General features: G+C 72.8%; 2 protein-coding genes. One reads left to right on the top strand and one right to left on the bottom strand.

All coding sequences use genetic code 11. From position 1 onward, the window contains the following. Window positions 1-555, top strand: a 555-nt coding sequence (locus tag CCN44_RS41845) for a lipoprotein (RefSeq protein ID WP_086704475.1), incomplete at its 5' end; no start/stop codon positions are given. On the opposite strand, the gene CCN44_RS41840 is transcribed toward CCN44_RS41845, so the two are convergent. After that, window positions 542-1,167, bottom strand: a 626-nt coding sequence (locus tag CCN44_RS41840; protein ID WP_107502185.1) for a GNAT family N-acetyltransferase, incomplete at its 5' end; no start/stop codon positions are given. The genes CCN44_RS41845 and CCN44_RS41840 overlap by 14 nt on opposite strands.

The following is a 1,167-nucleotide window of genomic DNA, read 5'->3' as shown; positions in this document are numbered from 1 at the left end:
CGGGCGCCGGCCGGCGCCCGGATCGGCGGGGCCGGTTCGGCCTGCGAACTGCCCGTCAGCTTCCACGTCGCCAAGCGCTGGAGGGCCAAGTCCGTCGACGCCGAGAAGGAGCTGGCCAAGGCGTCGAAGAGCGAGGACGGCGACCTGAGCGGGGCGCTCGCCGAGGCGTTCCTGCGGCAGGGGCCGGTCACCGCGGCCTGCGAGATCGACGCCAAGCCGGCCGGCAACATCGGCTTCCTGCGCGTGTGGACGGGCAAGCCCGGCGAGCCCGGCACGGCCTCGGCGGACAGCGTGCTGCGCGCCTTCGTCGCCGCCGAGGACAACGTCAGCAAGGAGAAGTACCGCTCCGTCAGGACCGGCGGCGGCCTCGACGCCGTCGAGGTGGAGTACCTGTACACGAGCAAGCTCCTGGAGGAGACGAAGAAGGAGCGCGCCCTCGCCGTCAGCACGCCCCAGGGCTCGGTCGTCCTGCACCTCGGCGGGATGGACACCCAGGAGCACGAGGAGATGCTGCCCGCGTACGAGCTGGCCAAGCAGACCCTCATGCTCTCCTGAGCCCGTCGCCCCGTCGGTCCGCCGTCGTGGCCCGGCCCAGGTAGGTGAGCGGGCCCGCGTCCACGACCGGGATCTCGTGGAAGCCGACCCGGTCGTAGAAGGCGCGGGCGGCGGTGTTGACGGTGACCATGCCGAGGTGGACCGCCTGGACGCCCTGTCCGTGCAGGGCGTCCAGGAAGGTGCGCATCAAGCGGCGGCCGTAGCCCCGCCCCTGCCAGGGCGGCAGCAGGTCGATGTGCAGGTGGGCGGGGTAGGCGGCGAGTTCGGGGACGAGCATCCGCTCCGGGTGGTGCAGGAGGCGGATCATCTCCTCGGTGGGCGTGCGGGGCGGTAGGGCCGGCTCCGGGTAGCGGCCGGCCAGTCGCGGGATCCAGGTCCGCCGGAAGTTCTCGACGAAGCGCCCGGTGTCGGCCGTGCCGACGATGTAGCCCACGGCCCGGCCCGTGCCGTCGTCCAGGACGAAGGCCAGCTCCGGCTCGAAGTGGCAGTACGGCTCCGCGAAGAGCGAGGGCATGAGGCGCTGGTCGGGGTAGATCGCCCGGGAGTCGCCTCCGTTGTGCGCGGTGCGGACACAGACGTCGGCCACGGCTTCGCGGTCGGCGGGGTGGTAGG

The organism is Streptomyces tricolor (assembly GCF_002155905.1).
In the GTDB taxonomy this organism is placed as follows: domain Bacteria; phylum Actinomycetota; class Actinomycetes; order Streptomycetales; family Streptomycetaceae; genus Streptomyces; species Streptomyces tricolor.
This window is presented reverse-complemented; position numbering and strand designations above follow the sequence as displayed.